The following is a 26,697-nucleotide window of genomic DNA, read 5'->3' as shown; positions in this document are numbered from 1 at the left end:
TTAGTTCAATATGTTTGTTAAAAACTGTAAATTTGTTAAACAATATTTATTAATATAAAACACTATAAGATGGCTTTTGAACTACCGAATTTATCTTATGCACATGATGCATTAGAACCACATATTGATGCTAGAACTATGGAGATTCATCATACAAAACATCATAACGGATATACAACAAAGTTAAATGCTGCTATTGCAGGAACCGATTTAGAAGGAAAATCTATAGAAGATATTCTTAAGAATTTAGATATGTCAAATGGTGCAGTAAGAAATAATGGAGGAGGGTTTTACAACCATTCTTTATTTTGGAGTATTATGTCGCCCAATGGGGGAGGGACTCCTTCGGGAGAATTGGCTAATGCTATTGATGGAGCTTTTGGATCATTCGAGGAATTTAAAAGCAAGTTTAGTGCCGCGGCGGGCACAAGATTTGGCTCTGGCTGGGCTTGGTTATGTGTTCATCCTGGGGGTAAAGTAGAAGTTTGCTCAACACCAAATCAAGATAATACACTGATGCCTAATACAGGTTGTGGAGGTCATCCAATCTTAGGTTTAGATGTTTGGGAACATGCATACTACTTAAATTATCAGAATAGAAGACCAGATTATGTAAGTGCTTTTTTCAATGTAATTGATTGGAATAAGGTTGCAGAGTTATATGCTGCAAACAAATAAAGGACTTTTAAGCTCTTATTAAATAAAAAAAATCCCTCCTCTGTAATTCAGAGGAGGGATTTTTTTTAGGTCTTAATTAAAAATAGAAAAGGGCGGAGAAGTCTCCACCCTTTTCGTCCCAAATCTTACCATAAACTTAACCTACTTATGCTATGGCAATACTAAATTACTGGTAATGCGTTAAATAAAAAAGAAAATTTGGTATTTTTTAAGAGCTTTGTTTTTGTACAAAAGCGTAAGAATTTACCTCAAAGTGAGGTTAACCTTGTTAATTACTGGGGTTTTCAAATAAAAAAGGTAGAGCACTGCTCTACCTTTTTTCCCCAAATCTTACCATGAACTTAACCTACTTATGCTATGGTTCTTCAAAAATATAGTGATTTTTTGATCTTTTAAAAGGTTTTAGATGAACTCCCAAGAAGTTGGGTTGAAATGCATTTTGTCGATGAGGCTCATTAAAATCTATTGAAATCAAGAGTGATTTTTTGACCTTTCTTCAGACACTCTCATAAAGCTTTGACAATCATACGGGAAAGAACATCTATAAAATTAAACCATGCTGTCGGCTTGAAATTTGATTTATTGATTGTTTAAATTCTGAGTAGACTAAATTGAATAGTCGCTTAATCTTCAAAGATTTTTAAAATAAAAAGGCGGAGCATTGCTCCGCCTTTTCCCCAAATCTTACCATGAACTTAACCTACTTATGCTATGGTTCTCCAAAAGTAAAGCAGCTATGTCTTTCTAAGAAACTTCTTTGTTTAAGTCCCCATATTTCGGTTGAAGTGTATTTTTTAGAATTTGTAGCACTATTGTGTTTCAATTAAATATTCGCTTAGGTTATAAAGTGAATAATATCAAACCTTAGTATTGGTTATTGAATTTTTTTTGATGAAAAAAATGTTTCAAATGAAATTTGATGTAAATAAAAAAGGTGGAGAAGTCTCCACCTTTTTTGCCCCAAATCTTACCATGAACTTAACCTACTTATGCTATGGCAAATCTAAAATAGATGAGCCGACTACCATAGCGACTAAAAACACGCTGAATAACGAATATTATCGACGAAATACATAAATCTGTGCATTTCGTCGATAAAATTATTAATAAGCTCTTTGGTTTTTGCCTTCAAAGAAGTTAATAAAAGCGCGGTTGACCACACGATTTCCCCCAGCTGTCGGGTAATTTCCAGTGAAATACCAATCCCCTAAATTCTTTGGGCAAGCTTGATGGAGGTTTTCGATAGTCTGATATATGATTTCAACCTCCGCTTTAATATCTTTAGGGCTTAATAACTCACCACTTTTCTTTGAAATTTCATCGGCTGTGAATGGTGCATAGAATTCCTTTACATAATTTACAACATCAGTATCTTTGGTATCGATTTGAGTTAAACATTTTTTATAAATGTCTTCAACAATGCCGACTGTGCCTCTATCTTTATGTAAAGCTAATGCTGCTCTAAAGGCAATGAAATCTTCAAGTTTTGCCATGTCGATACCGTAGCAATCAGGATATCGAATTTGAGGTGCTGAAGAAACTACAATTATTTTCTTAGGGGATAAACGATCAAGAATTCTAAGAATACTTTTCTTAAGTGTAGTTCCTCTAACAATACTATCATCAATAATCACCAAGTTATCACCTTTATCGACTGAACCATATGAAATATCATAAACATGGGCTACCAAATCGTCACGACTGTCATCTTGGGTGATGAAAGTTCTCAGCTTTGCGTCTTTAATGGCGACTTTTTCGATTCTTGGTCTGACATCTAATATTTCATGAAGTTCTTCACTTGTAATTTTTGATCCGATTGAAAGAATTTGCTCTTCTTTTTTCTTATTCAAATAGTTTTGTGCCTCTTTAACCATTCCGAAGAAAGAAGTCTCTGCAGTATTAGGAATATATGAGAAAACAGTTTTCTTGATATTATGGTCAATGGCATCCAAAATTTTAGGAAAAATGAGCTTCCCCAATTCTTTACGCTCTTGATAGATTTCTTTATCGCTTCCGCGGGAAAAATAAATACGCTCGAAGGAGCAGGCTTTTCTTTCCGTAGATTCAAGGACTTGTTTTAAAGAAGTACTTCCATCTTTTTTGATGATAAATGCATGACCAGGGTCTAATTCATGCACCTGATCATATGAAACATTAAAAACAGTTTGAATTGCTGGTCTTTCAGATGCGACAACTGCCACCTCGTCATCTTGATAATAATAGGCAGGACGAATACCTGCAGGGTCTCTCAAAACAAAAGCATCACCGTGACCTAATAAGCCCGCCATGGCATAACCGCCATCAAAGTTTTTAGCAGCCCTTCTTAGTATTTTGGCAATCTTCAAGCGTTCAGCAATTAACGGTGAAGCTTCCTGTTTGTTATACCCTTCTTTTTTAATCTGCTTGTATAACTTGGCAACGGCGTCATCTAAGAAGTGACCAATCTTTTCCATCACGGTAACGGTGTCTGCCATTTCCTTCGGGTGCTGGCCTAATTGAACTAAGTTGTCAAAAAGCTCATGTACGTTGGTCATATTAAAATTACCCGCCATGATGAGGTTTCTATGCATCCAATTGTTTTGGCGCAAGAATGGATGTACACTCTCAATACTATTCTTTCCGAAAGTGCCATAGCGAACATGACCCAAAAGCAATTCTCCTATATAAGGAATGTTCTTTTTTTGCAAAGCCACATCATTCGCGTACTCGGGGTTTTGTTCAATTTCAGCATTGATTCGGTCGTTGATTTGAGCGAAAATATCTTGAATGGGCTGCTGCTGACTTGAACGTACACGACTCATATAACGTTCCCCAGCATTCATATCTAGTTTGATGCTGGCAAAACCGGCACCATCTTGCCCACGATTGTGTTGCTTTTCCATCATTAAATACATTTTGTTAACTCCGTAGAAAGCTGTACCATACTTTTCTTTATAGTACTCTAGGGGTTTTAACAATCGTATTACCGATATACCACATTCATGTTTGATAGCGTCGCTCATTAGATATATAAATTAAAAAAGCCCCGAATTATCAGGGCGCGTTTTTATTTTAGTTCGATGTCGAATTGTGTTAATGCTTTAAATTGATGCAAGCGTTTATTGACTTCATCTCTTTCAAGGTTTTCCATTCGTTCTGTGCCAAATTTTTCCACGGAGAACGATGCCAAGTTTGAGCCATGAATAACCGCATTCTTCATGTTTTCAAAAGAGATATTATCAGTAGCAGCTAAATAACCCGTAAAGCCTCCTGCAAAAGTATCACCAGCACCAGTTGGGTCAAATACTTCTTTTAATGGGAGTGCTGGAGCAAAGAATATATGCTCATCATGAAATAAAAGAGCCCCATGCTCTCCTTTTTTGATAACTACATATTTAGGGCCCATAGTTTGAATCTTTGCGGCAGCTGTAACCAGAGAATATTCCCCAGTCAGTTGTCTAGCTTCCTCATCATTGATTGTAATTACATCAATATGTTTGATGACTTCAAGTAAATCTTCTAAAGCGTTATCCATCCAAAAATTCATGGTATCTAAAACGATTAACTTTGGTCGTTTTGTCATTTGGTTAATTACACTCATTTGAACCATAGGGTGTAAATTACCTAACATGACAACATCAGCATCTTTATAATTTTCTGGAACTACCGGATTGAAATCAGCTAACGTATTCAATTCGGTAACCAAGGTATCCCTGGAATTTAAGTCGTTGTGATATTTACCTTTCCAGTAAAAAGTCTTGCCGCCTTTTACTATTTCAATGCCTGAAATATCAATTCCCTTGGAAATCAATAAATCAAGATAAGCCTGAGGTAAATCATCACCAACAATTGACACAATAGTAGAATCAACATTAAATTGAGATGCTGCAAGTCCGATAAAAGTTGCAGCACCACCTAGAATTTTATCGGTTTTACCGAAAGGACTTTCAATTTCATCGAAAGCTACCGTGCCTACTATTACTAATTTGCCCATATTTTGGTTTGTGGGGTAAAAATTAAGCTGCAAATATAAGGTTTTGTATAGGTAATTGATAGGGGTGTTTATATCAAATAATAAAATATTTGAGACATTTTTACTTCCTCCCAAAATCGGCTGGAATTTCTCCCCAAGCCTTCGTTTCCCATTTTACAATTGGGGTATTATAAGAATTGTTTTTTAGCCAATCAATCGCACGCCTAATCAAATCAAACAAGGCTTTGTTTTTAGCAGTTTCGACTAGTTTGGTATTACATGATTTTTTGCGAACCCAACTCATTGCGGTTCTTGAATCGGTGTAGATTATGCGGTCGCTTTTACGTTCTTTTAGATAGGCAAGTCCATGAACAAGTGCTAAAAACTCCCCAATATTATTGGTGCCCTGAGCAAACGGGCCTTGCTTAAAAAGTTTCTTTTTGGTTTTGGTGTCTACACCTTGATATTCCATCACGCCAGGATTTCCACTAGAAGCGGCATCTACAGAAATGGAATGATAATTAGGTTGCCCTATTTTGAGCAATTGTTCTTGAGTAAGCGATACCTCTCCTTTTTTCTTGCCTTTGTATTCTTCGTAATTTCCGTTGTAAGCTTTTTTAGCCAATTCGAAAGTAGTAAACGATTTGTATTCCGCTCCTTTATAGCCTTCAATTGCAGCTTTACAATCTTTCCAAGTGTCGTAAATGCCAGGTTGTTTGCCTTTCCAAACGGTATAGAATTTTGCTTTTTTTGCCATGTAAAAACATAATCAAATTAATTCATCACCCCTCCTTGGGAGGGGTCAACATCGCCCAAAGCGATGTTGGGGGAGGACTTTTCAGCCAACAACTTTTCTATCACTTTAGGAAAATGCTCATATTCTAAGGCATGTACCTTTTCCGCGATTTCTGCAACACTATCTTCTGGCAATACTTCCGTTTTTGATTGGTGAATTATTGCTCCCTCGTCATAGTTTTCATTCACATAATGAATAGTGATTCCAGTTTCGGTTTCCTTGTTATCTTTGACAGCTTGGTGCACGTGATTTCCGTACATGCCTTTGCCTCCATATTTAGGCAGCAAAGCAGGGTGGATATTCACAATTTTATTAGGATAGTTTTCAATCAAATTCGAGGGAATTTTCCAAAGAAAGCCCGCAAGAACGATAAGATCAGGCTGCATTGATTTGAGAATGTTTAGAACACAATCGGTCTCATAAAAGGAAGTTTTATTAAAATATAAGCCATTGACTTTCAATATATTACACCTATCTAAAACTTTGGCATCCCTTTTGTTAGTTAGCACACCGGCGATAGTAACGTTTGGCTTGTCATGAAAATGATGTATGATGTTTTCAACATTTGAACCAGAACCAGAGGCAAATAATACGATATTTTTCATGAAGAGAATCGACGTTACCGAAGAAGAATTATTTGGAGCTAAAATAGCACTCTTGTATTTAAATTTCTTAAATTACGATACATTTTAACGGTAAAACGTGTTATTAATCCAAAGTTTTTTATTTTTGCCAACAATTTAAATTTTTAAAACCAAATATTATTATGTCAGACATTGCATCAAGAGTTAAAGCTATCATCGTTGATAAATTAGGAGTTGATGAAAACGAAGTGGTTACAGAAGCTAGCTTTACTAACGACCTAGGGGCGGACTCACTAGATACAGTTGAGTTGATTATGGAATTCGAGAAAGAATTCGATATTCAGATTCCAGACGATCAAGCTGAAAATATTGCAACAGTTGGCCAAGCCATAAGTTATATAGAAGAAGCGAAGTAATCTTTATGATTTCTTGAACAAGATTTGAAATTATCCATGCGGTAACTATATCGCATGGATATTTTTTTTAATTTGCTTAGTAAGCGTGTAAAATTTAGTTCAATGCAGATAAAGCGAGTTGTAGTTACCGGTTTGGGGGCACTTACCCCCATAGGAAACAACATAGAGGAATATTGGGACGGACTAGTAAACGGCAAGAGCGGTTCAGCTCCCGTGACGTACTACGATACCGAAAAGTTTAAGGTTAAGTTCGCCTGCGAATTAAAGAACTATAATCCCGAGGATTTTTTTGATAGAAAGCAAGCTCGTAAACTAGATAAGTTTGCGCAATATGCACTTGTGGCATCTGATGAGGCTATTGAAGATTCTGGTTTAGATTTAGATGCCATCGACAAGTTTCGTGTTGGTGTTATCTGGGGAGCTGGCATAGGTGGATTAGAAACCTTTCAAAACGAAGTGATGAATTTCGCTGAAGGTGATGGAACTCCAAGATTCAATCCTTTCTTTATACCAAAGATGATAGCTGATATTGCTCCTGGTAATATCTCCATCAAACATGGATTTATGGGACCAAATTATACAACGGTTTCAGCATGTGCATCATCTGCAAACGCAATGATAGATGCGTTAAATTATATCCGATTAGGATACTGCGATGTCGTGGTTTCCGGTGGAAGTGAAGCAGCTGTAACAATAGCGGGGATGGGCGGATTTGGTGCTATGCATGCACTTTCGACAAGAAATGATAGTCCCGAAACAGCTTCGAGACCTTTTGATGCTACCAGAGACGGTTTCGTTTTGGGCGAAGGAGCAGGAGCATTAATTCTAGAAGAATATGAACATGCCAAAGCTCGCGGAGCTAAAATATATGCTGAGGTTGTAGGTGGTGGTTTGTCAAGTGATGCGTATCACATGACGGCACCGCATCCTGAAGGAATAGGAGTGGTTCAAGTAATGAAAAATTGCTTAAATGACGCGGGTTTAAAACCCGAAGATGTTGATACAATTAATACACATGGCACCTCAACTCCCTTGGGAGATGTTGCCGAACTAAAAGCTATTTCTGAAGTTTTTGGTGATCACGCGGCTAATATTAATATAAATTCAACCAAATCTATGACGGGTCATTTGCTCGGTGCCGCTGGTGCTATTGAAGCTATTGCATCCATCTTGGCGATGAAACATGGTATTGTTCCGCCAACAATAAATCATACAACGGTTGATGAAAATATAGACCCGAAATTGAACTTAACATTGAACAAGGCTCAGAAGAGAGAAGTTAATGTGGCATTGAGTAACACATTCGGTTTTGGAGGGCATAATGCATGTGTAGTTTTTAAGAAAATTAGCTAATCAGCAAAATGAACTTCCCATCTAACTTATTCAATTCCCATTCTAAAGAAGATGGGAATTTTTTTTTGGGAATGACTAATATTTTAGGGTTTAAGCCTAAAAAACTAAAAATATATAAGAAAGCTTTCTTGCACCGTTCTGCCAATAAAAAGGACAAGGACGGTAATCCGATGAATTATGAGCGTCTAGAATTCTTAGGTGATTCGATGTTAGGCACCATAATTTCTAAACATATTTATAATGAAGTACCCTTGGGAGACGAAGGTTATCTCACCAAGATGAGATCTAAAATCGTCAGTCGAGAACACCTTAATGAACTTGGCAAAGACTTGAACCTCATCAAATATGTTGAAAGTAGAATTCCTAAATCCCATTTCGGAGATAACATTCACGGAAATGTTTTTGAAGCTTTAGTCGGGGCAATTTATCTAGATCGGGGTTATAACTACTGCGAGAAATTTATCAATGAACGCGTAATTGCTCCTTATGTCGATATTGAACAATTAGACGGTAAAGTTATTAGCTATAAGAGCTTGATTATTGAATGGTGTCAAAAACAGAAAAAGAGCTTCAATTACAACGTGTATGAAGATACTGGTAACGATAGTTTAAAGCATTTTGCTGTAAAACTTTCTATAAATAATAATGTGGTAGCTAAAGCCAGGGCCACCTCCAAAAAGAAGGCGGAAGAACGCGCCTCAAAAAGAGCCTATTTTGCGCTTCAAGACAAGATGCAAAAATCTTAAATATTATAAAATTGATATTTTTTTGTCTTTTGTGCACGAACACAATATACTTTTGTTGTGCTAGGTTAATGTCCTTTTTAGACTTATATTTGAAGTTCGCATTTACATGATGGCAATACATAAAATCACAGATGATTTTTATGAAGATTCGTTTACACTGCTTGCATTGCACAGTAGTATGGAGGATTATGCGTTGGTATATGCACTAAATTTATGCTTAAAATCAAATTTTAAAAGATCTTCTAAAGATTTAGATATTTCGGAACACATTTCATTTCCGATTTTTGAGTGGAGGGATAATAGTAATGATAGTTACTGGACGCTTATCACGAATACTAGCTTACAAGAAGAGAACACAGTAAGGACGGACTTATTCATGAACGAACCTTCATTTACCAAGCATCAATTAGTACCAGAACATAAGGATGCAGATTATCTTTTGAAGATTGAACATGATGACGATAGTATAGAGGGAAAAACAGTAAAGAAATTGCTGACAATACCTAAAATAATAACCGCTTATGTTTTAGACGTAGACCATCTAAAATCTAAGAACAACTTAATTTTTTAAGAATGCCAAGTAAGAAAAAGACAAAGATAGTAGCAACCTTAGGTCCAGCTACAAGTAGAAAAGAGGTGTTGAAAAAAATGATTGAGGCAGGAGTAGACGTCTTTCGTATAAATTTTTCTCATGCTGATTATGATGACGTAATTGCTCGGGTAAAAATGATTAGAGAGCTCAATGAAGAAATGCAGGTTTATACTTCTATTCTTGCGGATTTACAGGGTCCGAAATTACGTGTTGGGGTAATGGCAGGGGAGGTCGTTGTAGCACCTGAAGACAAGATAACCTTTGTTACTGGAGAACCTTTTGAGGGAACTTCGGAGAAGGTTTATATGAATTACACCAATTTTCCAAAGGATGTTAAGCCAGGAGAACGAATTTTGCTAGATGATGGAAAACTAATGTTTGAAGTGATTTCTACCAATGGGAAAGATCAGGTCCAAACTAAAGTAATTCAAGGAGGACCATTAAAATCGAAAAAAGGAGTAAACTTACCGAATACCAATATCTCTTTACCAGCCCTAACAGAAAAGGATGTAAAAGACGCTATTTTTGCAATTTCTTTGGATGTTGATTGGATAGCTCTTTCATTTGTTCGATTCAGCCAAGATCTTATCGATCTTCAGAACATTATTAAAGAACATTCTGAACATAAAATTCCGATTATTGCGAAAATCGAAAAACCAGAAGCGGTAGAGAATATTGACAAGATTGTTGCTTATTGTGACGGATTAATGGTTGCTCGTGGTGATTTGGGTGTTGAGGTTCCAGCACAAGAAGTTCCCTTGATTCAAAAGCAACTTGTACTGAGAGCTAAAAAGGCTAGAATTCCTGTGATCATCGCGACTCAAATGATGGAAACCATGATTACCAGTTTAACACCAACTCGTGCCGAGGTTAATGACGTGGCTAATTCTGTAATGGATGGGGCTGATGCTGTCATGCTTTCAGGGGAGACTTCAGTAGGAAACTACCCTGTGCAGGTAATAGAGAAAATGTCAAGTATTCTGCAAAGTGTTGAAAGTTCTGAATTAATAAATGTGCCGCACGACCCACCTCATATTCGCACCAATAGATACATTACAAAATCTGTTTGTTATCATGCAGCGATTATGGCAAATGAAATCAAAGCAAAGGCGATTTCTACATTGACAAATAGCGGGTATACTGCATTTCAAATATCAGCTTGGAGGCCGAGTGCACATATTTTAGTTTTCACCTCTAACAAAAGAATACTTAGTCAATTGAATTTGTTATGGGGAGTTAAGGCATTTTATTATGACAAGTATGTTTCTACAGATGAGACTATAGAAGATGTAAACCAAATTGCCTGTAAAAAGGGATTTTTAGATGTAGGCGATATGCTAATTAGTCTTGCCGCAATGCCGATTAAAGATAAGGGTATGGTAAATACTTTGAGGGTAACTGAAATAGAGACCTGTAATTTTTAATTCAAAAACTTACTAAAATAATAAAGAGCCTGTTTATTTAAATAAACAGGCTCTTTCACTTAAACACTTAACCTTTAGGCTACTTCTTTTTCATAGGCGATGAAGTTTACTACTTCACCAGATTTGCTAAATATAGGTTCTCCTTTTATCCAACATTTATAAGTACTACCGTCTTTTCTATAATTTAGTAAGATTGCCTCAAATGGCTGTTTGTTTTCCACTGCAGTTCTAATACTTTTTGTAGTCTCTTTACATGTATTCACGCCTTGAAACATTTTTGGTTTTTTACCCAAAACCTCCTCCACGGAGTAACCATTCATGCTTTTTATATTTTGAGTAGCGTGAACAATAGTTAATTGAGCATCAGTAATTACAACAACATGTTCTTTTTTGAACAACGATTCGTCAAAATCTACTGTGTACGACCACTTATTGAGTTTAGCTAAATTTTGCAATTGAAAAAGATCTTTGCCAGTCTGACAGACTTTATCAAAAAAAGTAGCGTATAAATCCCATGAGTTTAAGGGTAAACTTTTTATATCCAATTGATTATAAAATTTATTGGCAGCACGGTCGTAGTTTTTAATCTCTTTCATACTTCAGGATGGGCTTTAAATATCTAAGACAAAATGATTTTATCTATGAAACAGAAGAAGAATTAATTCCCTCTTACAGAACAATTTTTTTAAAATTAGAAAAAGCCTCAATTATGTTAAAATTTAAAGCAATGATTAACAGTCTTGTTTAATAAATGGCTGAAATACAATGGTTTTGTAGGCGTAAGGATGAACAAAAAAACAGACTAATTCCTTGAAATTAAGCTCATATTAGCAATTAGCACATGAAATTTGAATTCCAGGATAAGAAGATAGGCTCATTATTTGCCTTTACAGATGATATCAAAACTAACGAAAATCGGTTCTCTGTAAATGAGGGTAACATAACTATTTTATGGAATAGAAATAATACCGTTGCCGAATTGGAAGTCGACGGATTGAGAGTGCACTTGCTTCCGAATCAATTGATGACTACCACATATTTGCAAAAAATATCTTATGAGAATTCAAACCTTCCTTTAACTGCTTTTTTATTTAACAGGGAGTTTTACTGTATCTCAGATCATGATAGTGAAGTGTCCTGTAATGGAATCTTGTTTTTTGGAACACAAGACCTTCCTATTGTAACAATTCCCAAAGAACAAGAAAGAAAGTTCAATACCTTGTATGAGGTATTTGAAGATGAGTTCACTACTCCTGATAAGATCCAAGGTGATATGTTGCAAATGCTTTTAAAACGTTTAATCATTATTTGCACGCGGTTGGCCAAAGAGCAATTGATTGTCAAAAAATTAGATAACGAACAGATTGATGTGGTTCGTAAATTCAATGTTTTAGTTGATACGCATTATAAGACTAAACGTAAAGTGAGTGATTATGCTGACTTGCTTTTTAAAAGTCCAAAGACACTTTCCAACTTGTTTGCATTATACAATCAGAAGTCACCTCAACAAATTATTTTAGAACGTTTAGCTTTAGAAGCAAAACGACTTATCCGTTTCACGGATAAACAGAATCAAGAAATTGCCTATGAACTCGGCTTCAATGACCCCGCACATTTCAGTCGTTTTTTCAAGAAAATGACGAGCCTTTCGCCGACAGATTACCGCGAAAGTAAAGCGGTTTCTGCCTAACGGGAAATTTCTACAAGCCGTCGGGCAATTCATAATAACACATACCCTCTTTTGTATCGCATCTTTGCCTTGTAATTAAAAACGAAGCGAGATGAAAGAAAAAATAAAATCCATTTTCAATTTGATAGAGATTTTTCGTCATACGAGAAAATCCAAAGTGAAATCCATTAATGCGGAATCTCATTGTGAGCAAAAGCATCATCACGATTTTTATTGTGACACCGAGAAGCCGTTTATATCCCATTAAAATAATATTTATAAAAACACAATTAGTTATGAGCACATTTAATGTTCCAAAAAGAGAAGAAGTAAGCGAAAAAAATCAAGCGATTTTTGACAACTTAGAAAAAGCTTTAGGGTTTGTTCCAAACCTATATGCAACCTATGCCCATTCAGAAAATGCATTAGAAAATTACCTAACCCTTAGCGGCTCTAAAACTTCGTTAAACGCGAAACAAAAGGAAGTAGTTAACCTTGCTGTAAGTGAGGTAAATAGCTGTAGTTATTGTCTTGCTGCACATACGGCTATCGGCAAAATGAATGGTTTTACTGATACGCAAATCTTAGAATTGCGCGGGGGGCAAGCATCATTTGATTCAAAGTTAAATGCACTTGCTGGTTTAGCAAAAAACTTGACTGAAACTAGAGGAGCTGCTGACAATACAGTTGTTGACCAGTTCTTTAATGAAGGATGGACAAAAGAAAATCTTGTCGATACAATTGTATTAGTTGGAGACAAAACAATATCTAATTACCTCCATAAGACAACAGATGTACCTGTTGATTTTCCCGCTGTTCAACCTTTAGAAGTTATAGAGGCTTAGTGCAAAAGTAAAACGTAGGCTGTCCGTTTAAGCTCAGTCAAGAAATAAGAATATTTTAAACAAAAGAGTTCCGCAAAGACGGAAATGACAAAAAGTAAGTAATTATGAAAAAAGTAATCGCAGTAGTAACATTAGTATTCGGAGTGGTATTTTCAATGAATGCTCAAGATAAAATGATGAAAGAAATAGTAAGTACTATTTCTTTAGAACAGACTCCTGGGGAGTTTACTCAAAAACAAATTACAGTTTCAGAAGGGACATATATTTTTGAAATTGCAAATAACTCAGTTGGGCATGAAGTAGGTTTTGTTCTGGTACCTAAAGGTAAAGACATAAGCAAACCTGAAAACCATATTGAAACAGCTTATGTTACTGAAGTTGTTGCAACAGGTAAAAAGCAAACCTCTAAACCTACAAAATTGGCTAAGGGAGAATATGTATATTTCTGCCCAATGAACCCTACGGCAACAGATAACACTTTGATTGTAAATTAGTTTTAAATCAAAGACAAAAAAAGACCCAGACTTAAGCCTGGGTCTTTTTTTATTTTGAGAGAACTGTAATTAATCTACAGATTGCTCAACTTTAGCAGTTGTAGTAGTGTCCTCAAGTTCTTCAGCTAGATCTTCAAGCTCACCTTTAACGCTACAAGAAACAGCGAATAAAGAGATTGCAACTAAGGCCATCATTTTTGGTTTGTTGAAAGAAATTTTCATGGTTTAATGATTTAGGTTATTATTAAAAATTGTCTATCTAAAACCCATGTTTGTTCCTTTTATTGTAAAAATTGAATTTATTCGATGAATTACACTTTTGAAATTTATTGTGTAGTACACACATTTTTTTCAGTTTCTGAAATAGTAAACTAAAAATCAAACTGAAGTTGAACCAAAACCTCATTATCTTCTTTTTTAGTTTCTTTCTTTTCTGTATTAAGATTTGCTAACGAAATGCCTAATAGTCGTACGGAGTTCTCAAGATTATCTTGATATAATAAATCTTTAGCGGTTTCAATGATTAAATCTTTGTCAGATATGAAATAAGGAAGAGTCTTACTTCTTGTTTGCAGCGTAAAGTCGCTATACTTAATCTTTAAAGTAATTGTTTTTCCGGCAATTTTCGACTTTTTAAGGCGACGTTCTAGCTCTTGAGCAATGTGCTCTAAACGTTCAAGCATAAATATTTCACTGCTTAAATTCTCACTAAATGTACGTTCAGCACCAACCGATTTTGGAATTCGATGTGGTTTTACTTCATTATTATGAATGCCGCGAACCACATGATAATAATAGCTTCCACTTTTACCAAACTTTTCATCCAAAAATTCAAGCGACTTGGTTTTTAAATCTTTACCAGTAAAAATACCGAGTTTATACATTTTCTCTGCGGTAACTTTACCAACACCATAGAATTTTCGAATTTCTAAATCTTCTAAAAATTGAATAACCTCTTCGGGGTTTACAGTTTTCTGTCCATTAGGTTTATTGTAGTCACTTGCAACCTTTGCAATGAATTTGTTAATGGAGATTCCCGCAGAAGCCGTTAAATGTAATTCATCAAAAATACGTTGACGAATTTCTTGAGCGATTAATGTGGCTGATGGATTTCCTTTTTTGTTCACCGTCACATCTAGGTAGGCTTCATCTAAAGAAAGAGGCTCAACCAGATCAGTATAGTCATAGAAGATTTGGCGAATGGCTCTTGATATTTCTTTATAACGATCAAAATTTGCCTTTACAAATATCAGTTCAGGGCAGTTTCGTTTCGCTATCACACTACTCATGGCACTACGAACGCCAAATTTACGAGCCTCATAACTGGCTGCAGAGACGACTCCTCTTTGAGAACTTCCACCTACTGCGATTGGTTTCCCTCGAAGATCGGGATTGTCCAATTGCTCCACAGAAGCGTAGAAGGCATCCATATCAACATGAATGATTTTTCGTAAAGGGAAATCCGGTTCCATATCGTAAATTTATTGAACATATAATTGATACTCCAGCTAGTGGTCGAAATAGAGCGTAAATTTTTGGTGAAATCTAATCAATTCAAGGAACAAGCTTCTTGCAAAACACGAATAATACAAGGGTTTCTAAATACACATCCTGAAAGAACGGTAAGAGTCCGCATAAAGGGAGATTCTGGATTCTTAACTGTAAAAGGTATTTCCAATACTTCGGGAACTTCACGATTTGAATGGGAAAAATCAATAGATGCTAATGAAGCAGAGGCACTTTTGACATTATGTGAAGAAGGTGTGCTTGAAAAGACTAGATATGAAATCCCGCAGGGGAAGCATATTTTTGAGGTTGATGAATTCCATGGAGAAAATCAAGGATTGGTTATTGCTGAGATTGAACTTAATACCGAAGGTGAAACCTTTGAAAAACCAGAATGGCTTGGAAGAGAAGTTACGGGAACTATTAAATATTATAATTCCCAATTAAGTAAACAACCGTACAAAAACTGGTAAATCATGAAGAAAAGTAAAATTTTGATTCTTGTTGCTTTGGTTTTGGCTGGCTGCAAAGAAGTTGTAGATCAGAATGATACGATAACCAATGTTGTAAAAGAGGAAGTGAAATCCGTTCAGGAAGCCAAGGAAGAATTGACCTCTAAGGGTTTTGAAATCTTTGATTATGTAGATGAGAAAACGAAGGATACAGTTCTTATGCAGCAGTATTTTATTGCTTTCTTAAAAAGAGGACCAAACCGTTCACAAGGCAAAGAAGAAGCTGATAGTTTACAAGCCTTGCATATGGCTCATTTAGGAAAAATGTATGATGAAGGTTATGCTGATATTTCGGGACCTTTTGGAGATGACGGAGATATTAGAGGTATTACCATCTATAACACACCAACGCAGGCAATGGCTGATAGTTTGGCAAATGCCGACCCCATGGTAAAAGCAGGAAGATTGGTAATTGAAATACACCCCTGGTGGGCTGCTAAAGGTTTTCCACTCCGATAGTTATTTTGCAAAAACACCTTCTTTTTCTAGTAAGGGAATTTCCGAAAGACTAGCCTCATTCACCGTATTCTTTTCAAAAATAAATCGCCTTTCATAGATTTTATTTTCTGCATAGTAGGTAACAAAAAATTCATTGTTTAGGGCAAGAACATCTTCTTGGATCAATTCTATCTTTTGGAAAGATTTAGCATCAACGACACCAATTGCATGCCGCATCAAAGAAGTTTTTCGCTCGCCATCATAACCTTTTGAAACAATTAGAACCATATCAATCTGGGTGGCTCTATTGTTTATAATATATGCGTTCCAGTCCTTAGATAAGAATTCTTCATTCCATTCATGGACTGCTGCAACATATACGTCTTTAGCAATCGGTATTTCAATATCTTTTTTCATACCCTAAGAATCTGTTGAATGGGAATAAAATTAAACCTTGAAGAAAGTTTATGATTTACAAAGCGCTTCTAAACTGCTCTAAGAAGCGAACATCATTTTCACTTAATAAGCGAATATCAGAAATCTGGTGCAATAAGAGTGCAATACGGTCAATACCCATTCCAAAGGCAAAACCTGAATATTCTTCAGGATCAATACCACAGTTCGTGAGAACATTCGGGTCTACCATACCACAGCCCATGATTTCGAGCCAACCGGTTCCTTTGGTCATACGATAATCCGTTTCTGTTTCCAGACCCCAATACACATCAACTTCAGCACTAGGTTCTGTAAATGGAAAATAGGAAGGTCGAAGACGTATTTTAGACTTCCCAAATAGTTCAGTGGTAAAGAATTGTAGGGTTTGCTTCAAATCTGCAAAAGAAACGTTCTTATCAATGTATAAACCTTCCACCTGGTGAAAGAAACAGTGAGAACGTGCCGAAATGGCTTCATTTCTATATACTCTTCCTGGAGAAATTGTTCGAATAGGAGGTTTGTTATTCTCCATATAACGCACTTGTACAGATGATGTATGAGTTCGCAACAAAATATCAGGATTTGTTTGAATGAAAAACGTATCCTGCATATCACGAGCTGGGTGATACTCTGGAAGGTTCAATGCGGTAAAATTATGCCAATCATCTTCAATTTCTGGCCCCTCAGATACGTTGAAACCTATTCTCGAAAAGATATCTATAATCTTATTTTTTACTATGGAAATAGGATGTCGAGCTCCCAACTCAATTGGGTAGCCAGGTCTTGTCAGGTCATCATAATTACCTTGAGACTCCGAACTGTTTTCTAAACTTTCTTTTAAGGTATTTACTTTTTCCGTAGCGGCCTTCTGCAAGGTATTAATGGTCTGACCAAATTCTTTCTTTTGATCATTGGCGACATTTTTGAATTCAGCAAAGAATTCTTTTAGTAGTCCCTTTTTGCCCAAATATTTAATCCGGAAAGCCTCAACAGCTTCTTTCGAATCTGCAGTAAACTGCTCTACTTCGGCAATATGTTCTTTGATTTTATCAATCATAGTGGTGCGATAAGATCGCAAATTTAAAACTTTATAAGCAGTATGTCATTGGAGGCTGCCAAAAAACCACATTTTACTTTTTACAAATGCTGTATTATAAGAAAAATTAGTTTTAAACCTTATCCTTCACATTTTGCATAATCCATTTTAGACATTCGTCAAATGAATTAAAAATGTGTTCTTCAGGAATTAAGTCAGGAATGATATCAATACGTTCCATCATGTATCGCGGCTGTTTCTGAAGATTCACGAATAAGACGGTTATCTTATTTTTAATCAACTCATATAGTACTTCTTCCATGGCATACAATCCTGATTGATCCATGTAAGGTGCGCGCCCTAGACGAATAATAACCGCATCCGCATCATTGGGTATTTGATCCGACAAGGCCTGAAATTCGGTAGTAGAACCAAAGAATAAGGGCCCTTTGAGGTGTTTAATAAATACCTGGTCGCGAAGATTTTCTGGAAAGCCCATCTCATCGTCCCAAGATTCTTCTTCTGCCAGCGTTTTAACATCAGAACGTTTCGCGGTGAGATCACCCATTTTTTTCATGAACATCAACGATGCTATAACTAGTCCTACACCAACGGCATATACTAGATCCCAAACAGAGGATAATACGAGTACAACTAGCATAATAATCACCTCTGAGCTTAGTCTAATAGGCCCAAACTTGATATCCTTAGGCATATTTGGTATCGCTTTTAGTCCTTTGTAATCCATAACTCCAATACCAACTGTTATTAAGATACCAGCTAAAACCGCAGCGGGAATTTGGGAAGCGACAGGCGCCAAGGAAAGCATCACGATAAGTAAAATGATACTTGCAATCATACCTGATAATTTTGTCTTACCACCTGCATTAATATTTACTACAGTACGAATAGTGGCTCCTGCTCCCGGGATGCCTCCAAATATTGCTGCGATACTATTTCCAATGCCTTGTCCGATTAATTCCTTATTTGGTTTGTGTTTCGTTTTTGTCATGTTATCGGCGATGACAGATGTAAGTAATGAATCAATAGACCCTAATAGTGCTAAAGCCAGTGCAGCAACCAAATAAGGTGAGATGGAATTAAAATCGAATTGTGTAAAAATTTCAAGGTTAGGTAATGGAAAACTTGAAGGAATTTCTTCGATAGGGATGTAGTTCAGATCAAAGGCATAAGCCACGCCTGAGACTACTAGCAAACCGACCAACGTACTTGGTATTACAGTGGTGATGCGTTTGAAACCATATATTATAACAATTGTTGCAAGCGCTAAAAGGAATTCTAGCCATTTGATATTTTGTAATGCTCTGGGCAAAACCTTAAGAGTACCTATTACCCCAGAGGCTTCTTTTTTTGCGAGGGTACCCGCTTCTTTGAGCTTGCTTGCCTCATCAATTTCATTTGCCCGATCAACAGTGCCGACAAAGTCTTGAAGATTTAAAACATCTTCGCCTACTTCTTCCTTAAGGATGTTTTTAAGAATTACTTCTTGTGCTTCAGGAATAAATTGATTTACAAATTGAGTATCCTCTTTCGGATAATAGCCAATCGCAGGAAGTATTTGTGTGATTAAAATGATAATTCCAATCGCGGTCATAAACCCAGAAACTACGGGATAGGGAATGTACTTAATATACATACCAATCCCTGTAAGGCCAAGTACGATTTGTATCAACCCTGCCAAGAGAAAAACAATAAGAATTGTAGGGAGTGCCTGCGCAACGCTACCGTCATTCGCGGCTATAATTCCGGCAATGACTACCATACTTACTGCAGTCATGGGTGCAGTAGGCCCAGAAATCTGCGTAGGTGTTCCTCCAAAAAGAGCGGCAAAAAAACTGATAAAAATAGCTCCATATAACCCTGCGCTCGGTCCGAGTCCTGAACTTACCCCAAAAGCAAGAGCTAAGGGTAATGCGACGATACCAGCAGTAATACCTCCAAAGAGGTCACCTCGAAGGTTAGAGAAGAGATTTTTCATAGGTATGATTTAAGTAAATTTTGAACAATCGAAAGATAGTATATTTTAAGAAAAGAAAAAGCCAATGCGGCTGCATTGGCTTTTATCTTCTAGTGTCGAAAGAGCCTATATAAAGGTGACTTTACCGTTACTAATATCATAAATGGCCCCAACTATTTTTATTTCACCGTTATCTTCCATTTCTTTTAATACCGGACTCAAACTGCGTGTGTCTTCAATGGTCAGTAGTACATTATTGCGTACTACATCATCAACAAAAGCACTATTTTTTGAATTTCTCTGACTAGCATCAGATGGTTCTGTAGTTGCTCTTACTGCCGGCTTTATTTTATGTAACAAAGTGGTTAAATTCCCCATCTTCGCATCGTCACAAGCGCCTTTGACAGCACCACATGCCGTATGCCCCAGTATTACAAATACTTTTGTGCCTGCTAGCTTACAAGCAAATTCAACACTTCCGAGAAGGTCTTCGTTTACAATGTTACCCGCTACTCTCGCACTAAAAATATCACCAACCCCTTGGTCAAAAATAAGTTCGGCTGATACTCTTGAATCAATACAACTTAATATTGTCGCAAATGGATATTGACCCGAGGAGGTGTCGCTTACTTGATCTAATAAATTACGGCTTGCCATGTTTCTGGCAACAAAGCGTTCATTCCCCTCTTTTAAAAGCGCTATAGCTTTATCTGGTGAAATCCCTGCTTGTGTTTCTTTTGTATGTGCTTTCATTTCGTATGTTTTTTAAGTCAATAAAGTTTATTATTTGAACATGAACTAGTTCAGTTTTGGTCGGAGTTTAAAAAACTCAATATAACTGGGTGGATTTTCAACAACACCTCTTTCTGAGACTAATTTAATATCAATGTTTCTTTGTTTAGCCTTGTGCGCGAAATCTTCCAAAATTTCAATAATATCATAATCTAGGTAACGTGTTTTACGCACATCCAACTCTAAAAAAGAATTTTCTGGGATTGCATCAAGCTCTTTTAAAATAGCACCCTTATTAAAGAAGGTAACTTCTTCTGCAAGAGTCATTTTTACTTTTCCGTCAGTTGGGTCATCATTCTCTGTGTGCAGAAAGTGCGAGTTTTTATAGCTTTTGTACAATACAATTACAATCCCCACGATTAACCCCAAGGCGAGTCCTTTTAAGAGGTCCATAAATACAATTCCCAATACGGTAACCATAAATGGGACAAACTGTGTCCATCCGCCATCATACATTGCCTTAAACGTTGATGGTTTAGCAAGTTTATATCCTACTATGAAGAGTACTGCAGCAAGTACAGAGAGGGGAATCATTTGTAATAAAAAGGGAATTGCAGCCACCGAAGCTATTAATAAAAATCCATGGATAATTGCTGACATCTTGGTCTTGCCTCCTGATTGTATATTGGCAGACGATCGGACAATTACTTGTGTTATCGGCAGACCACCAATAAAACCAGAGACGATATTTCCAGCACCTTGTGCTAATAATTCTCTATTAGTTGGCGTAACCCCTTTTTCCGGGTCTAGTTTATCAGTAGCCTCAACACAAAGGAGTGTTTCAAGACTGGCCACCAGTGCAATAGTAAAAGCGGTGATTAGTACGGGTGTAGTGAATACCTGACTCCAATCGGGTGTGACAAATTGAGTTAATAAACCATCCGTGTTTCTATCTTCGCTTAAAGATACTAGATGCTGTTCTGTTATTCCAAAATCTGTTCCTTGGGTAACCACGTAATAAATAATACCAACGACAACAGCCACTAAAGGACCTTGAACCAGCTCAAAAAATCTACCTTTCTTAGAAAGCACGTTACTCCAAAGGATTAAAATCGCCAAGGAAATAAAGCCTACGATTGTTGGCCCTAAACTTGGATCTCCTATTGCGTTTATGATTTCTGAAAACGTATTTTCACCATCAATTTGAAAGAAAGCAAAGTCTCCTTCAGGATCATCATCATCCCCTAAAAAGTGAGGTATCTGCTTTAAAATTATAATAATTCCAATACCGGTTAGCATACCACGTATTACAGAAGTTGGGAAAAAATACCCAATGATGCCTAATTTGGCTATGCCAAAGATGATTTGAATAACCCCTCCGAGTACTACGGCAGAAAGAAATATCTGAAAACCGAGTTCATCAATTGCTAATAAAACAATAGCCGCAAGGCCAGCTGCAGGGCCGCTAACCCCTATATTTGAACCGCTTATTGCCCCAACCACAATACCGCCTACAATACCTGCTATTAAACCTGAAAATAGTGGAGCGCCACTTGCTAATGCTATTCCTAGACATAGGGGAAGAGCTACGAAAAATACAACGATACTTGCAGGCAAGTCGTTTTTTAAATGCTTAAACATAATTTAAAAGATAAAAGGCTTTTTAGCCGTGATGAGATTGATTAGTTTATTGGAAAATCGATTGAAATATATCTAAGCGATAAATTCAGGGGGAGGCAACAAAATTGACAGTGAAGTTGTGTAAATCTTTTCAAGGTAAAAAGATGAAATTGTTATTTTTTCACATTTAAACTGGGCTAGGGAATTGAAGTTAGCATTCAAAAAAAAATCTTTTTCTTTACCCTCTTCTTTCTTCTCTTCTTCATTGAAATCAATGGTTACAACAGAATCATCGATACTAGTCAAAGTTAGAACAGACGGCGCCAAAATAGCCGTGGCTAGCAAGAAAGCTAAAGTGATAAGTACTGATGATTTCATAGAAAATTATTGCAACAGAGCGCTAATATAACAGTAATACTATTATTTTTCTGTTAAAGAAAATTTAAAAATCTTTCAACAGTCTTATGCTTTGTGAATTTAGCCAACCGGTCTGACCATCTGCTATTCGAATTTTCTTATAATCTTTTAATTCTTCCAGCACATTAAGTTTTGTGCCTTCGTGAAGTGTGAAAACTGCTTGACTTCTTTCATTGGGTTCCGCCGTAACTTTTACCTCATTGTCAAAAACAATAGCCGGTTGATCAGCTTCGAAGTCAGCATATTGAAGAAAGGCAAAAATAACGGAGACTATTGCTATTAATAATGAAACAATACTGGTAATGAAAGCTATTCGTTTTTGCGTGGCATATTTCAAGTAATAGAAACCAATATACAGAAGCACGAAAAGTATCATGAATACCACTGCTGCATATGCCCACTGGTCAAAGGATAAGAAGCCAGTAATTTCTTGATAAACTTTTGATAGCCCCGTCTCTGGCATTAACTCAATGGCGTCGAGAGTCATATTTTGGGCATACCCCAAATTGTTTTTTATGTCAGTGTCATTTGGTTTTAGTAAGAGTGCCTTTTCATAGTAGTATATACTTGGCGCAACTTGATTTATTTTGTAATAGGAGTTGCCTAAATTAAAATAAAGCTCTGCCGAGTGCTGCCCAGCCTCAACAATTTCTAAGTAATTTTCTATCGCTTTATTGTAATCACCTTTATTATATGCTTCTGTGGCGTTATTAAAAAGCGCTTCATTCTGTGCTTGAACAGAAAAGGAAAATAGGATGAGCAGAAAAGTAAATATGCTTTTCATTCTTACAATTGTTTGTCTAAATATGAAATCACCTCACTGGCCTTGTCATAGTCCTGCTGCATTTGAACATCTGAAAAAGGACTATAACGTGCCATTTCACAATTCTTGAGCAATGCGATGAAACCATCTTTGGTGGTGTCATCTGCTTGTTTTTCAATAAGCAATGTCGCGATTTTATCTTTGCTAAATTCTGAGGTCTCTATTTTAAGCTTTGCCTTTAAGTAATTGTGAAGTCCCTTTTCTAGCGCAATATAAAATGCTTCTTTGTTACCTAATGATTTTTTAGCTGCGGATAAATATTTTCGGGCGAGCTTATTTGCTCTTCTTACTTTATTTCCAGCCACATCACTTGCAATGGCGTCACGTTTTTTTCCAAAAAGAATGGCGATCGGAATAAGTAACAACGGCAGCAACAACCAAAGATAGAAACATGTAGAACCTAAAAAATAGTTAGTTCCAATGGTACTAAGATTTGGCTTTAGTTTGATGAAATTGAATTTATCGCCAGTAGTAATTACGTTTTGTTTGTTCCTCGAAGGAGATGAAGTAGTACTACTTGCACTTGTAGGACCTTCAAGAACATTGATAAGAATCTCATCTGAAGAGAGCGTTTTGTACTGTTCTATTTTGGGATCAAAATAACTGAATGAAATCGGCTGGATGGGATATTTTCCACGGAATGACGGTACTATCGTATAACTATTCGATACTTTTCCCTGCATTCCGGATAGTGTCGTACGCACTTTTTCATCAAACTCAGGTTCATATACCTCAAGAGAACTTGGGAGGGTAGCTTCTGGTAATTGGAATAACTTCAAATTTCCTTTCCCATTGACCTCTAATTTCAATTGAAGCGATTCAGAAGCATTTAAACTATTTTTACTGGATGTAACTGCGAAATCAAAATTTCCGACAGCACCGCCAAAGTCGGCTGGTTTTCCTTCGCTCGGTAGTGCTTTTACATTTATGATTCGCCTCCCTGCGGAAACGGTTTTGTTGGTTTGGGAATAAATTCTTCCTCCAAAGAAATCGCGCTTATTGGTAGGTACATCCACAGTAACATCCAAAGAAAGCGGTTCAATTTCTAATTTTCCTGATTTCTGTGGGTAGAGTACAACTCGTTTTAAAATTACATAGCGATATTGTTTGCCTTTATAAGTTCCATTTTTTGCGTTTCGAACAGAAACCGGAATGTCTTGACTCCAGAAATTATTGTATTTCGGATTGTCTAATGGGCGATAGTTAGAGACACTTATTGACGGACTAACATATAACTTGTAAACGACACTAACCGCTTCGTTCATATACGGATTAGACTTCGAGACTTCTGCCACAAGATGTAGACTTTCGTCCGCAACATCATCTACGGTTTTTTGACCATTAGGTCTATCTACGGCGGCAGTAACCTCAATTTGTTTGGCAAGCGATTTATATACTTTTCCATCAATGGTAATAGAGGCTTGCCTGATATTGATTTTACCTTGTTTCGTTGGGGCGAGCGTGTAGGAGTAGGTTTTGGAATAGCTTCGTACTCCGTTAACCCATGAAGAACTGATCGATTGCGAAGGCCCCATAAGCACCCTAAAACCAGAGAAATCTGGCGGATTAAAATCATCACCATCTTTATTCATAGAAAAGTCAACACGCAGCCGTTCATTAATACCCAACTTTTCTTTACTCACCAACATTTCGAAAGTAACAGCATCAGTATCTTGAGCACTTGAAATAAATGCTAAAAAAAGCAAGGGAAATAGCAGTATGTTTCTTTTAAGCATAATGAACACTACCAGTCTTTTTCGTTTTTCACTTTAACGCCCTTTACTTTCTTGGCGTCAATTTTCTGTTGTACTTTTTTCTCTTCGTTTTGCATGGCCTCTAGCAAATTTTGAATTTGCTGTTTTGATAGCTGATTAGGTCGAGGTTGTTTTTGCTCTCCTTGCTTATCATCTTCAGGTTTCTTCTCTTGTTTCTCTTTTTTGTCGCCCTCCCCTTCTTTATTGTCTTCTTTTTCTTCGTCGCCTTTATCTCCTTTATCTTTTTCGTCTTGGTCTTTGTTGTCTTTTTTATCTCCGTCGTCACCTTCCTTTTTATCCTCGTTCTTGTCTTTGTTTTCGTCTTCCTTCTTGTCCTTATCCTTGTTTTCTTTGTCGTCTTTATTCTCGTCGTTCTTTTGCTCGTCTTGCTGTTTTTTAAGCATTTCTTTTGCTAAGGCTAAGTTGTAGCGTGTTTCTTCATCAGTTGGGTCATTTCGAAGTGCTTCTTTGTATGCCTCGACCGCTTTTTCATACTCCTTACGCTTCATAAAAACATTACCCATGTTATGATAGGCCTTATGCTTGCTCTTTTTGTCGGTTGCTGTTTCACCTGCCTCTTTATAACGCCCAAAAGCCTCGCTGTAAGTTTCTTTATTATAATAGGCGTTACCTAAGTTATAAGGAGCAGCGGCATTATCACCACTTTTTGCAATTGCTTTTCTGTAATCAACTTCCGCATCAACAAACTTTGATTCGGATAATGCCTTATTGGCATCCCAGGTGAGATTCGTAGAAGCCTCAAGAGCCTTAGCTTTATCTTTCTCCTCATCTTGAGCATGGGCAAAAAAACCAAACAGTGTAGCAAAAAATAGGATATACGTTTTCATAGAACCTAGTTTCTTTTTTCGTTAAATAAATTCAACTTTCGCAACCATTGCGTTTTTCTATCTAGAACAAAAACATCTAAAAATAACAATAATAGACCTGCTCCCAAAAACCATTGAAATTGGTCTTTGTATTCAGCAAACTGCTTTGCCTCAAATTCTTTTTTGTCCATTTGGTTCAATTGCTCTTTGATGAACTCGACAGCCGCTTCTGTATTTGTACCATCAATGTATTCTCCGTCTCCATCATCGGCGATATCTTCAAGAACTTCTGCATTTAATTTTGTAATGACTACTTCTCCTTGGGCATCTTTTTTCAAACTTTCAACAACACCTTTCCTTTTTATAGGAATGGGCGCACCTTTCTCTTTACCCACACCTATGGTAAAGATTCGAATTCCAGCGTCCTTTGCATCTTCAACCGCTTTTAGCGCACTTCCTTCAGAATGGTCTTCTCCATCAGAAATGATAAATAAAACCCGATTGGTTTGGTCTTCGTCGTCATAATAGGTGGTGGCTAATTCAATGGCTTGGTCAATTGCTGTTCCTTGCGAAGTCAGCATATCTGTATTCATGCTTTGTAAAAACATTTTTGCTGCACCATAGTCAGTTGTTATGGGAAGTTGTGGAAAAGCCTGCCCGGCATAGGCTATAATTCCTATTCTGTCACTGGCTAATTGGTTAATGATTTCTGAAACCAGTCGTTTTGATTTTTCTAGTCTATTAGGGGCAATGTCCTCAGCCAACATACTTTTAGAAACATCAACGGCAAAAACGATATCGACACCTTCGCGCTTAACCGTTTCTAATTTTGTTCCAATTTTTGGGTTAACTAAACCAAGCGTTAAAAAAGCTAAGCCTAAAACAAACAGAATCAACTTCAAACTCGATTTAAAATCCGATTTATCCGGAGTCAATTGTTTTAGCAAAGAAAGATTTGAAAATTTCTTCTGCGTTTTCCTTTTCCAGAATTGAAGCAGCACGAAAAGGACAATCACTACGGGAATGATGCCTAGCAAATAGAAATATATTTTTTCGTCGAACTGAATCAT

The 26,697-nt window shown here is 36.6% G+C and carries 29 protein-coding genes; 12 read left to right on the top strand and 17 right to left on the bottom strand.

Features of this window, described 5'->3' with window-relative positions:
* Positions 1 to 69 precede the first annotated feature (69 nt).
* Both ACKWCD_RS06930 and ACKWCD_RS06925 read left to right on the top strand, forming a co-directional pair.
* Positions 70 to 678: a superoxide dismutase gene (locus ACKWCD_RS06930; RefSeq protein WP_413983217.1), complete on the top strand. Its 609-nt coding sequence runs from the start codon at positions 70 to 72 to the stop codon at positions 676 to 678.
* A gap of 909 nt (positions 679 to 1,587) precedes the next feature.
* Positions 1,588 to 1,755, top strand: a complete 168-nt coding sequence (locus tag ACKWCD_RS06925) for a hypothetical protein (protein WP_413983216.1) — start codon at positions 1,588 to 1,590, stop codon at positions 1,753 to 1,755.
* 26 nt (positions 1,756 to 1,781) lie between these two features.
* On the opposite strand, the gene ACKWCD_RS06920 is transcribed toward ACKWCD_RS06925, so the two are convergent.
* From ACKWCD_RS06920 to purN, 4 genes are all read right to left on the bottom strand, one after another.
* Positions 1,782 to 3,680 (bottom strand): amidophosphoribosyltransferase, encoded by a 1,899-nt coding sequence (locus tag ACKWCD_RS06920; RefSeq protein ID WP_413983215.1) that lies wholly within the window; start codon positions 3,678 to 3,680, stop codon positions 1,782 to 1,784.
* Positions 3,681 to 3,724: 44 nt separating this feature from the next.
* On the bottom strand, positions 3,725 to 4,651 hold the full coding sequence (locus tag ACKWCD_RS06915; RefSeq protein ID WP_413983214.1) for a PfkB family carbohydrate kinase: 927 nt from the start codon (positions 4,649 to 4,651) through the stop codon (positions 3,725 to 3,727).
* Positions 4,652 to 4,751: 100 nt separating this feature from the next.
* Complete coding sequence (locus tag ACKWCD_RS06910; RefSeq protein ID WP_413983213.1) at positions 4,752 to 5,387, bottom strand: ribonuclease H1 domain-containing protein; 636 nt, start codon at positions 5,385 to 5,387, stop codon at positions 4,752 to 4,754.
* Positions 5,388 to 5,404: 17 nt separating this feature from the next.
* Positions 5,405 to 6,031 (bottom strand): phosphoribosylglycinamide formyltransferase, encoded by a 627-nt coding sequence (purN, locus tag ACKWCD_RS06905; RefSeq protein WP_413983212.1) that lies wholly within the window; start codon positions 6,029 to 6,031, stop codon positions 5,405 to 5,407.
* Between the two features lie 161 nt (positions 6,032 to 6,192).
* On the opposite strand from purN, the gene ACKWCD_RS06900 reads away from it, so the two are divergent.
* The 5 genes from ACKWCD_RS06900 (at position 6,193) to pyk (ending at position 10,541) form a co-directional block, all read left to right on the top strand.
* Positions 6,193 to 6,426, top strand: coding sequence for an acyl carrier protein (locus ACKWCD_RS06900; protein WP_008269813.1), 234 nt, complete (start codon positions 6,193 to 6,195; stop codon positions 6,424 to 6,426).
* Positions 6,427 to 6,528: 102 nt separating this feature from the next.
* Complete coding sequence (gene fabF, locus ACKWCD_RS06895) at positions 6,529 to 7,779, top strand: beta-ketoacyl-ACP synthase II (RefSeq protein WP_413983211.1); 1,251 nt, start codon at positions 6,529 to 6,531, stop codon at positions 7,777 to 7,779.
* Positions 7,780 to 7,787: 8 nt separating this feature from the next.
* Positions 7,788 to 8,525 carry a ribonuclease III gene (gene rnc, locus ACKWCD_RS06890; protein ID WP_413983210.1) on the top strand — a complete coding sequence of 246 codons (738 nt, stop codon included), beginning with the start codon at positions 7,788 to 7,790 and terminating at the stop codon, positions 8,523 to 8,525.
* Positions 8,526 to 8,631: 106 nt separating this feature from the next.
* The gene (locus tag ACKWCD_RS06885; protein WP_413983209.1) at positions 8,632 to 9,096 is read left to right on the top strand and encodes an IPExxxVDY family protein; all 465 of its coding nucleotides are present in this window, start codon (positions 8,632 to 8,634) and stop codon (positions 9,094 to 9,096) included.
* Between the two features lie 2 nt (positions 9,097 to 9,098).
* Entirely contained in the window at positions 9,099 to 10,541 is a 1,443-nt protein-coding gene (gene pyk, locus ACKWCD_RS06880) for a pyruvate kinase (protein WP_413983208.1), read from the top strand.
* Between the two features lie 74 nt (positions 10,542 to 10,615).
* Here pyk and ACKWCD_RS06875 read toward each other — a convergent pair whose 3' ends face one another.
* Positions 10,616 to 11,137, bottom strand: coding sequence for a PAS domain-containing protein (locus ACKWCD_RS06875; RefSeq protein ID WP_413983207.1), 522 nt, complete (start codon positions 11,135 to 11,137; stop codon positions 10,616 to 10,618).
* 245 nt (positions 11,138 to 11,382) lie between these two features.
* Here ACKWCD_RS06875 and ACKWCD_RS06870 point away from each other — a divergent pair, with 245 nt between their 5' ends.
* From ACKWCD_RS06870 to ACKWCD_RS06860, 3 genes are all read left to right on the top strand, one after another.
* On the top strand, positions 11,383 to 12,231 hold the full coding sequence (locus tag ACKWCD_RS06870; RefSeq protein WP_413983206.1) for a helix-turn-helix domain-containing protein: 849 nt from the start codon (positions 11,383 to 11,385) through the stop codon (positions 12,229 to 12,231).
* 275 nt (positions 12,232 to 12,506) lie between these two features.
* Positions 12,507 to 13,055: a carboxymuconolactone decarboxylase family protein gene (locus tag ACKWCD_RS06865; protein WP_413984113.1), complete on the top strand. Its 549-nt coding sequence runs from the start codon at positions 12,507 to 12,509 to the stop codon at positions 13,053 to 13,055.
* Positions 13,056 to 13,159: 104 nt separating this feature from the next.
* Entirely contained in the window at positions 13,160 to 13,549 is a 390-nt protein-coding gene (locus ACKWCD_RS06860) for a cupredoxin domain-containing protein (RefSeq protein ID WP_413983205.1), read from the top strand.
* Positions 13,550 to 13,618: 69 nt separating this feature from the next.
* On the opposite strand, the gene ACKWCD_RS06855 is transcribed toward ACKWCD_RS06860, so the two are convergent.
* Both ACKWCD_RS06855 and dinB read right to left on the bottom strand, forming a co-directional pair.
* Positions 13,619 to 13,771: a hypothetical protein gene (locus ACKWCD_RS06855; RefSeq protein WP_413983204.1), complete on the bottom strand. Its 153-nt coding sequence runs from the start codon at positions 13,769 to 13,771 to the stop codon at positions 13,619 to 13,621.
* Between the two features lie 149 nt (positions 13,772 to 13,920).
* Positions 13,921 to 15,021 carry a DNA polymerase IV gene (gene dinB / locus ACKWCD_RS06850; RefSeq protein ID WP_413983203.1) on the bottom strand — a complete coding sequence of 367 codons (1,101 nt, stop codon included), beginning with the start codon at positions 15,019 to 15,021 and terminating at the stop codon, positions 13,921 to 13,923.
* Positions 15,022 to 15,060: 39 nt separating this feature from the next.
* Here dinB and ACKWCD_RS06845 point away from each other — a divergent pair, with 39 nt between their 5' ends.
* Together ACKWCD_RS06845 and ACKWCD_RS06840 are read left to right on the top strand one after the other, a co-directional pair.
* Positions 15,061 to 15,528: a CYTH domain-containing protein gene (locus ACKWCD_RS06845; protein WP_413984112.1), complete on the top strand. Its 468-nt coding sequence runs from the start codon at positions 15,061 to 15,063 to the stop codon at positions 15,526 to 15,528.
* A 3-nt stretch (positions 15,529 to 15,531) separates the two neighbouring features.
* The gene (locus ACKWCD_RS06840) at positions 15,532 to 16,026 is read left to right on the top strand and encodes a YciI family protein (protein ID WP_413983202.1); all 495 of its coding nucleotides are present in this window, start codon (positions 15,532 to 15,534) and stop codon (positions 16,024 to 16,026) included.
* Here the strand turns inward: ACKWCD_RS06840 and ACKWCD_RS06835 are convergent, their stop codons facing one another.
* From ACKWCD_RS06835 to ACKWCD_RS06790, 10 genes are all read right to left on the bottom strand, one after another.
* Positions 16,027 to 16,422: a hypothetical protein gene (locus ACKWCD_RS06835; protein ID WP_413983201.1), complete on the bottom strand. Its 396-nt coding sequence runs from the start codon at positions 16,420 to 16,422 to the stop codon at positions 16,027 to 16,029.
* A gap of 55 nt (positions 16,423 to 16,477) precedes the next feature.
* Positions 16,478 to 17,497, bottom strand: a complete 1,020-nt coding sequence (gene pheS / locus ACKWCD_RS06830) for a phenylalanine--tRNA ligase subunit alpha (protein ID WP_413983200.1) — start codon at positions 17,495 to 17,497, stop codon at positions 16,478 to 16,480.
* Positions 17,498 to 17,609: 112 nt separating this feature from the next.
* Complete coding sequence (locus ACKWCD_RS06825) at positions 17,610 to 19,475, bottom strand: SulP family inorganic anion transporter (RefSeq protein WP_413983199.1); 1,866 nt, start codon at positions 19,473 to 19,475, stop codon at positions 17,610 to 17,612.
* 105 nt (positions 19,476 to 19,580) lie between these two features.
* A complete protein-coding gene (locus ACKWCD_RS06820; protein ID WP_413983198.1) occupies positions 19,581 to 20,207 on the bottom strand; it encodes a carbonic anhydrase family protein in 627 nt (208 codons plus the stop codon).
* Positions 20,208 to 20,252: 45 nt separating this feature from the next.
* Positions 20,253 to 21,827: a SulP family inorganic anion transporter gene (locus ACKWCD_RS06815; RefSeq protein ID WP_413983197.1), complete on the bottom strand. Its 1,575-nt coding sequence runs from the start codon at positions 21,825 to 21,827 to the stop codon at positions 20,253 to 20,255.
* Positions 21,828 to 21,899: 72 nt separating this feature from the next.
* Positions 21,900 to 22,184, bottom strand: a complete 285-nt coding sequence (locus tag ACKWCD_RS06810; RefSeq protein ID WP_413983196.1) for a hypothetical protein — start codon at positions 22,182 to 22,184, stop codon at positions 21,900 to 21,902.
* A 64-nt stretch (positions 22,185 to 22,248) separates the two neighbouring features.
* On the bottom strand, positions 22,249 to 23,007 hold the full coding sequence (locus ACKWCD_RS06805) for a tetratricopeptide repeat protein (protein WP_413983195.1): 759 nt from the start codon (positions 23,005 to 23,007) through the stop codon (positions 22,249 to 22,251).
* A 2-nt stretch (positions 23,008 to 23,009) separates the two neighbouring features.
* Positions 23,010 to 24,782 carry a BatD family protein gene (locus ACKWCD_RS06800; protein ID WP_413983194.1) on the bottom strand — a complete coding sequence of 591 codons (1,773 nt, stop codon included), beginning with the start codon at positions 24,780 to 24,782 and terminating at the stop codon, positions 23,010 to 23,012.
* 8 nt (positions 24,783 to 24,790) lie between these two features.
* The gene (locus ACKWCD_RS06795; RefSeq protein ID WP_413983193.1) at positions 24,791 to 25,648 is read right to left on the bottom strand and encodes a tetratricopeptide repeat protein; all 858 of its coding nucleotides are present in this window, start codon (positions 25,646 to 25,648) and stop codon (positions 24,791 to 24,793) included.
* Between the two features lie 5 nt (positions 25,649 to 25,653).
* On the bottom strand, positions 25,654 to 26,697 hold the full coding sequence (locus ACKWCD_RS06790) for a VWA domain-containing protein (protein WP_413983192.1): 1,044 nt from the start codon (positions 26,695 to 26,697) through the stop codon (positions 25,654 to 25,656).

The sequence above is a fragment of the Maribacter taeanensis genome (assembly GCF_047345145.1).
GTDB lineage: Bacteria > Bacteroidota > Bacteroidia > Flavobacteriales > Flavobacteriaceae > Maribacter_C.
This window is presented reverse-complemented; position numbering and strand designations above follow the sequence as displayed.